The sequence below is a fragment of the Rhodoferax sp. U11-2br genome, assembly GCF_018619435.1.
GTDB lineage: Bacteria > Pseudomonadota > Gammaproteobacteria > Burkholderiales > Burkholderiaceae_C > Rhodoferax.
The window spans coordinates 1-9,126 of the sequence record NZ_JAHFZF010000057.1; the positions used below are offsets into that span (position 1 = coordinate 1).

Annotated in this window: 10 protein-coding genes and 3 tRNA genes; 1 reads left to right on the forward strand and 12 read right to left on the reverse strand. The window is 60.0% G+C overall.

The window, feature by feature from the left end; all coding sequences use genetic code 11:
- From KKO72_RS20495 to KKO72_RS20550, 12 genes are all read right to left on the reverse strand, one after another.
- Positions 1-150, reverse strand: a 150-nt coding sequence (locus KKO72_RS20495) for a GTP-binding protein (protein ID WP_251140809.1), incomplete at its 3' end; no start/stop codon positions are given.
- Between the two features lie 42 nt (positions 151-192).
- A tRNA-Thr gene (locus tag KKO72_RS20500) sits at positions 193-267 on the reverse strand.
- Positions 268-293: 26 nt separating this feature from the next.
- Positions 294-367 (reverse strand) — tRNA-Gly (locus tag KKO72_RS20505).
- A gap of 84 nt (positions 368-451) precedes the next feature.
- A tRNA-Tyr gene (locus KKO72_RS20510) sits at positions 452-537 on the reverse strand.
- A 105-nt stretch (positions 538-642) separates the two neighbouring features.
- A complete protein-coding gene (locus KKO72_RS20515) occupies positions 643-1,350 on the reverse strand; it encodes a uracil-DNA glycosylase (protein WP_214943663.1) in 708 nt (235 codons plus the stop codon).
- Between the two features lie 26 nt (positions 1,351-1,376).
- Positions 1,377-2,165 (reverse strand): indole-3-glycerol phosphate synthase TrpC, encoded by a 789-nt coding sequence (trpC, locus tag KKO72_RS20520; RefSeq protein WP_214943666.1) that lies wholly within the window; start codon positions 2,163-2,165, stop codon positions 1,377-1,379.
- Positions 2,158-2,325, reverse strand: coding sequence for a hypothetical protein (locus tag KKO72_RS20525; RefSeq protein ID WP_214943689.1), 168 nt, complete (start codon positions 2,323-2,325; stop codon positions 2,158-2,160). The genes trpC and KKO72_RS20525 overlap by 8 nt, the downstream gene beginning before the upstream one ends.
- On the reverse strand, positions 2,322-3,371 hold the full coding sequence (trpD, locus tag KKO72_RS20530) for an anthranilate phosphoribosyltransferase (RefSeq protein WP_214943669.1): 1,050 nt from the start codon (positions 3,369-3,371) through the stop codon (positions 2,322-2,324). Before trpD ends, KKO72_RS20525 begins: the two co-directional genes overlap by 4 nt.
- Positions 3,372-3,400: 29 nt before the next feature.
- The gene (locus KKO72_RS20535; RefSeq protein WP_214943672.1) at positions 3,401-4,057 is read right to left on the reverse strand and encodes a LysE family translocator; all 657 of its coding nucleotides are present in this window, start codon (positions 4,055-4,057) and stop codon (positions 3,401-3,403) included.
- A 9-nt stretch (positions 4,058-4,066) separates the two neighbouring features.
- On the reverse strand, positions 4,067-5,179 hold the full coding sequence (locus tag KKO72_RS20540; RefSeq protein WP_214943675.1) for a GntG family PLP-dependent aldolase: 1,113 nt from the start codon (positions 5,177-5,179) through the stop codon (positions 4,067-4,069).
- A gap of 75 nt (positions 5,180-5,254) precedes the next feature.
- Positions 5,255-5,869: an aminodeoxychorismate/anthranilate synthase component II gene (locus KKO72_RS20545; protein WP_251140823.1), complete on the reverse strand. Its 615-nt coding sequence runs from the start codon at positions 5,867-5,869 to the stop codon at positions 5,255-5,257.
- Positions 5,870-5,872: 3 nt separating this feature from the next.
- Positions 5,873-7,393 (reverse strand): anthranilate synthase component I family protein, encoded by a 1,521-nt coding sequence (locus KKO72_RS20550; RefSeq protein ID WP_251140824.1) that lies wholly within the window; start codon positions 7,391-7,393, stop codon positions 5,873-5,875.
- Between the two features lie 425 nt (positions 7,394-7,818).
- On the opposite strand from KKO72_RS20550, the gene KKO72_RS20555 reads away from it, so the two are divergent.
- Positions 7,819-9,126, forward strand: a 1,308-nt coding sequence (locus tag KKO72_RS20555; protein WP_214943681.1) for a cache domain-containing protein, incomplete at its 3' end; no start/stop codon positions are given.

The following is a 9,126-nucleotide window of genomic DNA, read 5'->3' on the forward strand; positions in this document are numbered from 1 at the left end:
AATCTGGTCATACGCCTTGGCTTGACCACCAAATTTGGCTGCCAGCACAGTGGTGATGGCCGCAGTCAGGGTGGTTTTGCCGTGGTCAACGTGACCAATGGTGCCCACATTAACGTGGGGCTTGGTACGTGCGAATTTTTCTTTTGCCATTTTGTGACTCCGAAAAGTAAAAAACCGTCGAACTAAAAAATCTGGTGCCCATTCCGGGAATCGGACCCGGGACCTCTCCCTTACCAAGGGAGTGCTCTGCCACTGAGCCAAATGGGCGAAATCTTGTCAAATCGATCAAACTGTGGAGCGGGGTAGGAGAATCGAACTCCTCGCTTTAGCTTGGAAGGCTAAGGTATTACCACTATACGAACCCCGCACAAATCAACCCTACAGACAACTTCTGCAGAGCCCCATGCCTTGAGCACGCGCCCCATCGGCTACACAACAATCAATTCATCACTGGTGGAGAGGGATGGATTCGAACCATCGTACTCGTAAGAGGGCAGATTTACAGTCTGCTGCCATTAACCACTCGGCCACCTCTCCAGGGTGAGCACAAGATTATGCCATGTAGTTTTGCTTTTGTCGCGAGCACCGCAATGTTTTTAACATCAAACACAAAAATTACATTGGTAAGACTGATGCATGGCTTCATTTGAGGCCATGATGCTTTTCACGCCAAGCTCTGGCCTGCGAAAAATGCCCACACCCAATAAATGGCAACGGCGGACGCAGCGCTGACAAGGGTGAGGGGTGGTTGGCGCACAACACCAGATGGCGCTTGGCATCAATCAAAGCCCGCTTGCTCTGCGCGTGGCTACCCCACAACATGAAGACAACGGGCGCCGCATTTTGCGAGACCGTCTGGATGATGCTGTCGGTCAACATCTCCCAGCCTTTGCCCGAATGGCTGGCAGGCTGCCCCTCCTCCACCGTCAGACAGGTGTTGAGCAGTAACACGCCATGGCGCGCCCAGCGCACCAGACTGCCACCTGGGCTGGGAAACACCGGCGGTGGTTCACCCAGATCACGCTGTAACTCCTTGAAGATATTGCGCAAGGAAGGCGGCAACGCCACACCGGGCGCGACCGAAAATGCCAGCCCTTCGGCCTGGCCCCGGCCATGGTACGGGTCCTGCCCCAGGATGACCACTCGCACCGCGTCGGGCGGGGTCAATTCCAGTGCACGCAGCGGCGCGGGGGGAAAGACGACCGCACCGCTGTCCAGGCGCTGACGCAGAAACGCCAACAAAGCGGCGCCCTTGTCAGATTCAAAAAAGTGAGCTACCAACCCTTGCCAACCGGTGGCTACAGGCCAATTTTCTGGATCAGCTGATGTCAGTTGCGTCGTTTCAACCATGGCGCGTGAGACTCCCTGGGCTCAGATCAACCAAACAACGCCACCAGTGCTTCACCCGGCTCAGGCACCCGCATGAAGGCTTCGCCAACCAAAAAGGCGTTGACACCCGCCGCACCCATGCGCAACACATCGTCGCGGGTGTGGATGCCGCTTTCACACACCAGCAAACGGTCTGCGGGGATGTCTTTCATCAGCGTCAGTGTGGTGTCGAGTGACACCTCAAAGGTTTTCAGGTTGCGGTTGTTGATACCAATCAGCGGGGTCTTGAGCTTGAGGGCGCGCTGCAACTCGTCTGCGTCATGCACCTCCACCAGCACCGCCATGTCCAGGCTGCGGGCGATGGCCTCAAACTCTTTCATCTGCGCGTCATCCAGGCAGGCGGCGATCAGTAACACCGCATCAGCCCCCATGACGCGGGACTCGTAGATTTGGTAGGCATCCACCATAAAGTCTTTGCGCAACACCGGCAACTGGCAGGATGCGCGGGCCTGTTTCAGGTAGTCCACGCTGCCCTGGAAAAACTGCTGGTCGGTCAGCACCGACAGGCAGGCTGCGCCAAATTCGGCGTAACTCTGGGCGATGTCGGCCGGGATGAAGTCGGCACGGATAACGCCTTTGGACGGACTGGCTTTTTTGATTTCGGCAATCACCGCTGGCTGGCCTGCGGTGATCTTGGTACGCAGGGCACCCACAAAATCACGGGTCAGCACCCGGCTCTCTGCGTCGGCGCGCACCACGTCGAGTGGTTTGCGATTTTTGGCGGCGGCCACTTCTTCGTGTTTCACCGCCACAATGTTGTTCAGGATATCAGTCATGTTTGGAGGCCTCAGGGGTGGCAGAAAAAGAGTCGGCAGGGGTGGCGCCTAGTTTCAGGATGTTGACAAACACACGTTTCATCAGCACCCCGACCACGATGAAAAAGACCGAAATGCCGATCGCGATGGCGGCACCATCGGTATGGAGCAGCTGCATCATGCGGCCACACTCAGGCTGTGCGCCAGAGTGACCAGTTCACCCAGCTTGGCTTTGGCCGCGCCTGATTCAAGAGCAAGCCGTGCTTTCTGGATACCGGCCGCCATCGAATCCACAACATTGGCCGCATACAGCGCAACACCGGCGTTGAAGATCACAATCTCCTTGGCCGGGCCGTCCACATTGTCCAGCACCCCCAACAACATGGCGCGCGATTGCTCGGGTGTCTCGACCTTGAAGGCGCGGGTGCTGGCCATGGTCAGGCCAAAGTCTTCGGGGTGGATTTCATACTCGGTGACCTTGCCGTCTTTGAGTTCACCCACCAAGGTGGCGGCGCCCAGTGACACTTCGTCCAGGCCGTCCTTGCCGTACACCACGACTGCGTGTTCGGTGCCCAGACGCTCCAGCGCACGCACCTGAATACCGACCAGATCAGGGTGAAACACGCCCATCAAAATATTGGGTGCGCCCGCCGGGTTGGTCAATGGCCCGAGCAGGTTAAAAATCGTCTTGACACCCATCTCGCGGCGCACCGGCGCCACGTTTTTCATAGCAGGGTGGTGGTTCGGCGCAAACATGAAGCCCACCCCCACCTGCGCGATGCACTGGGCGATCGCTTCGGGCTTGAGGTTGATGTTGACACCGAGCGACTCCATCACGTCAGCGCTGCCACTCTTGCTGCTGACACTGCGACCGCCGTGTTTGCTGACCTTGGCACCTGCGGCTGCGGCCACAAACATGGCGCAGGTCGAGATGTTGAAGGTGTGGGAGCTGTCGCCGCCGGTGCCCACGATGTCCACCAGATGGGTTTTGTCGGTGACATCGACCTTGGTGGCGAACTCGCGCATCACCTGCGCGGCGGCGGTGATCTCGCCGATGGTTTCTTTCTTGACACGCAAGCCGGTGATGAAGGCCGCCAACATCACCGGCGACCATTCACCGGCCATGATCTGGCGCATGATGTAGAGCATCTCGTCGTGAAAAATCTCACGGTGCTCAATGGTGCGCAACAGCGCTTCCTGCGGGGTGATTTTGATGGTGTGTGTCATACGCGCTCCTGGTGCGGTCGATACAGAATCTACGAGACGGGATTGTCGGTCAGGGCCAGTTTGAGGCCGAAGGTGATGAACAGGGCGCCAGCGACGCGGTCCAGCCAGTGCATGCCACGCTGCACTAGGCTGGCCCGGCGCGCCATCCAGGCCGCTGCCAGCGCCCAGCCGGTGTTGACCGGAATGGCATTCACATTGAACAACACTCCAAGTGCCAGAAACACCCAGGTGGTCTGTGTTGTGCCTGGGGTGATGAACTGCGGCACAAAGGCCAGAAAAAAGATCGCCACCTTGGGGTTGAGCACATTGGTCCAGAAACCGCCGCTGTACACCCGCCACAGATCAGCGGGTATCGGCGCACTGGCTTCGGTGCCCGCGCTGGGCAGCAAATTCCCCTGAGCACGCGAGAACAGCAAACGAACACCCACATACAGCAGGTAGGCCGCACCCGCCCACTTGAGCAGGTTAAACGCGGTGGCCGAGGCCGCCAGCAAGGCCCCCACCCCCAGCGCTGCGGCAAAGATATGCACAAAACAGCCGGTGGTGATGCCCAGCCCGGCCACGATGCCCGCGCGCGCACCACTGCGCAGCGCATGGGTCACGATGTACAACACATCGGGGCCGGGAGTCAGGTTCAGCAACCAACCGGCGGCGATGAACAGCAGAAGTTGGTGGGTATCGGGCATGGCGCGCGCTCAGTGGTGTTCAAAATAGGCACGTATCACCGACACCGCGCGGTCGATGCCTGCGGCATCCACATCCAGGTGGGTGACAAAACGCAACCGGTACAAGCCGGTGGCCAGCACCCCGTGCGACTTGAGATGCGGTATCAGCCCGACCCCGCGCGCCTTGGCGCCATCCACCAAGTCCACAAACACGATGTTGGTCTGCGGTGGCTCCACCACCACACCGGGCAGGCCCTGCAGTCCGTCGGCCAGACGGCGCGCCAGCGCATGGTCGTCGGCCAGCCGCGCCACATGGTGGTCCAGCGCGTGACTACCCGCTGCGGCCAGAATGCCAGCCTGACGCATGCCGCCACCGACCATCTTGCGGATGCGGTGGGCGCGGGCGATGAAGTCGGCGCTGCCGCACAGGACCGAGCCGATCGGTGCACCCAGGCCTTTGCTCAAACACACCGACACACTGTCAAAACACTGGGCGATGCGGCGTGCCTCTTGGACGATTACTTCATAAGTGATAGCTTCTTTCTCTTGATTGACGAGGGCTTGAGGCTGATTTGACGCATGCCCTTCAGCCAGCTGCGTGGCCTGCGCTACCGCCGCGTTAAACAGCCGCGCGCCGTCCAGGTGCCGCGCCAGACCGTGGCTTTTGGCCAAATCGGTTGCCGCTTGCACATAGTCCAAGGGCAGCAGCTTGCCGCCAAAGGTGTTCTCCAGCGTGAGCAGCCGGGTCTTGGCAAAGTGGGCGTCGTCGGGCTTGATGGCCGCTTCGATGTCGACCAGCGCCAATGTGCCGTCAGCTTGGTGCTCCAGCGGCTGGGGCTGGATGCTGCCCAGCACCGCCGCGCCACCGCCCTCCCAGCGGTAGGTGTGCGCCATCTGGCCCACGATGTACTCGTCACCGCGCTGGCAGTGCGCCATCAGGCCACACAGATTGCTTTGTGTGCCGGTCGGAACAAATAACGCGGCCTCAAAACCCAGCATGTTGGCCAGCTTGGTCTGCAGGGCATTCACGCTGGGGTCGTCGCCAAACACATCGTCGCCGACGGGTGCGGCGGCCATGGCGGCACGCATGGCGGGGGTGGGCTGGGTGACGGTGTCACTGCGGAGGTCAATGATTGTCGTCATATTTTCAAACCTTTTTGGCCTCTAGCCCTTATTCAACAAGGGCTAGAAGCTATGTTTACTGAAGCGGCTTGCGCCTCAAGCGCGCTGGCTGTCGGCGGTGCGCGGGGCCAGGAAGTTCTTCAGCATCGCGTGGCCGTGTTCGGTCAGGATGCTCTCCGGGTGGAACTGCACGCCTTCGATGTCCAACGTGCTGTGTTTGACCCCCATGATTTCACCGTCATCGGTCCAGGCGGTGACTTTCAGGCAGGCCGGGCAGTTGTCACGCTTGATCGCCAGCGAGTGGTAACGGTTCACGGTGAACTGCGCGGGCAAGCCTGCAAACACACCTTCCTGCGTGGTGCTGATGGTTGAGGTTTTGCCGTGCATGAGCTGCTGCGCCCGCACGATGGTGCCACCAAAGGCCGCGCCAATCGCCTGGTGGCCCAGACAGACGCCCAGAATTGGCAGCTTGTCGGCAAAGTGTTTGATCGCCGCGACCGAAATGCCCGCCTCGGCAGGGGAACACGGGCCGGGAGAGATCACCAAGCGGTCCAGCTGGCCCGCCGCCAGCAAGACATCGATCTCGTCCAGTGTGATTTCATCGTTGCGCGCCACGGTGACCTGCGCCCCCAACTCGCCCAGGTACTGGACGATGTTGTAGGTGAAGCTGTCGTAGTTGTCGATCATCAGGAGTTGGATGGCTTGGCTCATGATTTACTCCAGTCCTTCTTCAACCAGTTCCGCCGCGAGTAACAAGGCGCGCGCCTTGGCTTCGGTTTCTTTCCATTCCAGCTCGGGCACCGAGTCGGCCACCACACCGGCAGCCGCCTGCACATAGAGCATCTGGTCCTTGATGATGCCGGTGCGGATCGCAATCGCCACGTCCATGTCACCCGCGTAACTCAGGTAACCGCAGGCGCCACCATAGATGCCGCGTTTGGTCGGCTCCAGCTGGTCGATCAGCTCCATCGCATGCACCTTGGGTGCACCTGTGAGCGTGCCCGCCGGGAAGGTGGCTTTGAGCACGTCCATGCTGCTCATGCCGTCCAGCAGCGTGCCTTCGACGTTGCTCACGATGTGCATCACATGGCTGTAACGCTCGACGCAGAACGCGTCGGTGACTTTGACGCTGCCAATTTGAGCAATGCGGCCAATGTCGTTGCGCGCCAGATCAATCAGCATGACGTGTTCGGCGCGCTCTTTGGGGTCGTTGATCAATTCAACTTCGGCGGCTTTGTCCAGCTCGGGTGTGGCGCCGCGCGGGCGTGTGCCCGCCAGCGGGCGGATGGTGACCTTTTGCGCGATCTTGTCACCCACCGTGACCTGCTCCTGGCGCACCAGAATCTCGGGGCTGGCCCCCACCACATGGAAGTCCGCGCCGCCGTCGATAGCACCGCTGAAGTTGTAGTAATACATGTAGGGGCTGGGGTTGAGCGAACGCAGTGCGCGGTACAGGCTCAAAGGGCTTTGGGTATAGCGCTTTTTGATGCGCTGACCCACCTGCACCTGCATGAAGTCGCCACCTGCGATCAACTCTTTGGCACGCTCCACCGCGGCGATGTAGTCGGCCTTGGCAAAGTCGCGCACGGCCCTCTGGCTGGTGCTGGGCAGAATCTCGGGCGCCTGTACCGAATCACGCAGCAAGGCCTTGAGCTCCGCTAGCCTATGGGTAGCACGCTCATAAGCACCCGCCTGGGCTGGGTCGGCATACACCATCAGATGCAGGGTGCCTGAGAGATTGTCGATGACAGCCAGCTCCTCACACTGCAGCAGCAAGATGTCAGGGGTACCCAGCTCATCGGGCGGGCAAGTGGCTTGCAGCTTTTTCTCGATGTAACGCACCGCGTCATAACCAAAATAACCGGCCAAACCGCCGCAGAAACGCGGCATGCCGGGCTGCAGCGCCACCTTGAAGCGCTTCTGGTAGTCGGCAATGAAATCCAGCGGGTTGGCGCTGGACGTTTCCACCACCACACCGTCGGTCACCACCTCGGTGCGGGCGTGTGCACCAAAACCACTGGCGCGCAATAAGGTGCGGGCGGGCAGACCGATGAAGCTGTAGCGGCCAAACCGTTCTCCCCCCACCACCGACTCCAGCAAAAAGCTGAAAGCCGCGCTGCGGGTAAGTTTCAGGTAGAGCGAGAGCGGGGTTTCAAGGTCGGCAAACGCCTGGGCGCTGACCGGAATGCGGTTAAAGCCCTGAGCGGCCAACGCATCAAATTCAGATTGAGACATCACGACAACGGGTTCTTTCCATAAAACGCCGCTGGCCTGAGCCAACCCGTCACATCAAGACAGGGCACGTCAACAGGTTCCATCCGGCTGCAGCGCGGGGCTGCGGTTCATTCAAACAGGCGGTGATTGTCAGCGCAGGGCCGACGGCATGTGCAGCGGGCGCCAGGGCCAGGCTCCCCGGTCGCTGCAACCTGTGAGGATGATTTTGTGGATGAACATGGTTTGAGTGTAGCAAAGCAACTGGCTGGCACAGGTGATGCTTGTGTCAATTTGCCCCTAATCCACAAAGTGACATGGTTGTTGCTGACTGACTGAATTGCCGACTTGTTTATGACAAAACACATGATGCAGCGCAACAAAACAGCCATATGGCCTTGGGACAATCGGCGCCATTGATGACTTACTCAGTTGGAGAGGTTTAGAACATGTTTTCTTTTTTTCGTACCCTGCGCGGCAAAGTGGTGGGTGTCACTGGCGCCCTGGTGCTTTTGGGGCTGTTGGTCCTGAGCACAACCAATTTGTGGATGGCCCGGCAAAACGCCCTGGCCTCCTTGGCTGACCAGACACGTGCCCTGGCCCACGCCCATGCGGTGGGCGTGGCAGACTGGATGGCGAGTCGACACCAGGTGGTCAAGTCAGTGGCAAGCAAGATCGCAGAACCCGACCCGGTGCCCTATTTGCAAGAGGCCAAGGTCGCTGGCGATGTAGACAGCGTGTATGTCGCCTACCCCGACAAGCGCATTGTTTTTTCAGAAAACCAGAACCTCCCACCGGGTTACGACCCGACTGCCCGGCCTTGGTACAAAAAAGCTGAAGCTGCCACCGGCCCGGTGGTGACCGATCCCTATGTGGACGCCGCTAGCAAAAAGCTGGTGATCACCTTTGCTTCGGCCATCCAGTCTGGCGGCCAGTTGCAGGCGGTGACGGCAGCAGATGTTTTCATGGACGGTGTGGTCCGCAACATCGCCTCGATTCGCCCGACCCCGGGCACCTACGGCATGGTGGTGTCCAAAGACGGGCGCATTGTGGTGCATGAGGACAGCGCGTTGCTGCTCAAACCGTTGTCTGACGTTGCACCAACGCTGGCCAGCCGCTCGGTGGAATCACTCATCCAGAGTGAAGGCCTGCAGGAGCTGGAGATCAACCATGAAACCCGACTGATCCAGGCGCAAGCGATCCCGGGCACCGACTGGGTTCTGATCGTGGCCCTGAAGCCCTCTGAGGCACTGGCGGGTGTCAACGCAATGATGTGGTCGTCCATCGTCAGCAGCTTGGTGCTGGCCCTGGTCACGGTGCTACTCATTGCCGCACTGTTGAGCAGCCTGCTCAAACGCCTGCCGATCCTGCGTGATGCGATGGACGACGTTGGGGCAGGTCATGGGGATTTGACACACCGTGTGCCGGTGAGTGGCAATGACGAACTCGCGGCCATTGGTTCGGGCTTCAACCAGTTCGCCGAAAAAGTGCAGGCGGTGCTGATCAGTGTGCGCCAACATGCCGAGGGCGTGGCCACCGCCAGCGCCGAGATCGCCCAAGGCAACCAGGACTTGTCTTCGCGCACCGAGTCCCAGGCCAGTGCATTGCAGGAGACCGCGGCCAGCATGGAACAGCTCAGCTCCACAGTCAGACAAAACGCCGACAACGCCCGCCAGGCCAACCAACTGGCCCAAAACGCCAGCTCTGTGGCCATCAAGGGCGGCGAAGTGGTCGCCCAGGTGGTCGACACCATGAAA

Excerpts from the sequence above, each read along its gene's own strand:
- KKO72_RS20515 (WP_214943663.1), bottom strand. The coding sequence starts at position 1,350 with ATGGTTGAAACGACGCAACTGACATCAGCTGATCCAGAAAATTGGCCT.
- trpC (WP_214943666.1), bottom strand. The coding sequence starts at position 2,165 with ATGACTGATATCCTGAACAACATTGTGGCGGTGAAACACGAAGAAGTG.
- KKO72_RS20525 (WP_214943689.1), bottom strand. The coding sequence starts at position 2,325 with ATGATGCAGCTGCTCCATACCGATGGTGCCGCCATCGCGATCGGCATT.
- trpD (WP_214943669.1), bottom strand. The coding sequence starts at position 3,371 with ATGACACACACCATCAAAATCACCCCGCAGGAAGCGCTGTTGCGCACC.
- KKO72_RS20535 (WP_214943672.1), bottom strand. The coding sequence starts at position 4,057 with ATGCCCGATACCCACCAACTTCTGCTGTTCATCGCCGCCGGTTGGTTG.
- KKO72_RS20540 (WP_214943675.1), bottom strand. The coding sequence starts at position 5,179 with ATGACGACAATCATTGACCTCCGCAGTGACACCGTCACCCAGCCCACC.
- KKO72_RS20545 (WP_251140823.1), bottom strand. The coding sequence starts at position 5,869 with ATGAGCCAAGCCATCCAACTCCTGATGATCGACAACTACGACAGCTTC.
- KKO72_RS20550 (WP_251140824.1), bottom strand. The coding sequence starts at position 7,393 with ATGTCTCAATCTGAATTTGATGCGTTGGCCGCTCAGGGCTTTAACCGC.